Genomic DNA, 627 nt, shown 5'->3' with positions numbered 1-627 from the left:
GCTCTCGCATACAACTGCAAAAGAATGGCACGGCTTCAGGCGGCATAAGCCGGGTCAGCCTCGGCCTTATAACCCTCAAAATGACCAACCCGACAGGCTCTCACATCCAGCCCGAATACAAATTCCACATTAATCTCGATGAATACGACAGACGGGCGACATTGTCTGCAGACGAATTAAAAGTTGTCAGACGTTGGAGAGAAGAAAATCTTGTTATTACGAAACGGCAGGCTCCGCGTCTTCATAAGAGCCTGATCCGAAAGTTTTTGAACAATACCAGCCTGTTGTGATTCATCCGTCTTTACGAAGAGATGGAGTGAATGGTGACATGGACTGGTATTGCCCGACGTGAACATAGCCGGGAAGGACTGCGATATCCATCGGATATGATGGACGGGGAATGGGCTTTGATCATGCCATTTGTGCCCCCTGCGAAACGGGGCGGTCGCCCTCGCACGACGGATATGCGCGAGGTGGTCTGTTAAGCGGCATGGAAAAGTGACCCCTTCGGAAGGGGGACAGGCAGCTAAAAACGACCCCTTTCTGAGAAACGGGTTCACGATGGCCTTCATGCTGAATGGAGGCCCGGTTTGGGATGCTTGTTGTGGAAACAATTGGAAAGATCCG

Annotated in this window: 1 protein-coding gene and 1 pseudogene; both read left to right on the top strand. The window is 51.4% G+C overall.

What is annotated here, in order from left to right; translation table 11 throughout:
* Window positions 1–290 (top strand): hypothetical protein (locus tag CFR80_RS19590; protein ID WP_181418292.1); only part of this gene is annotated, 290 nt, incomplete at its 5' end.
* Window positions 291–320: 30 nt separating this feature from the next.
* Window positions 321–479, top strand: a pseudogene (locus CFR80_RS18690) (IS5/IS1182 family transposase); the annotation flags it as partial.
* Window positions 480–627: the final 148 nt, after the last annotated feature.

Origin of the sequence: Komagataeibacter oboediens, from assembly GCF_003207815.1 — a bacterium.
GTDB lineage: Bacteria > Pseudomonadota > Alphaproteobacteria > Acetobacterales > Acetobacteraceae > Komagataeibacter > Komagataeibacter oboediens.
The sequence above is the reverse complement of the archived record's forward strand: the minus strand, read 5'-3'. Positions and strand labels throughout refer to the sequence as shown.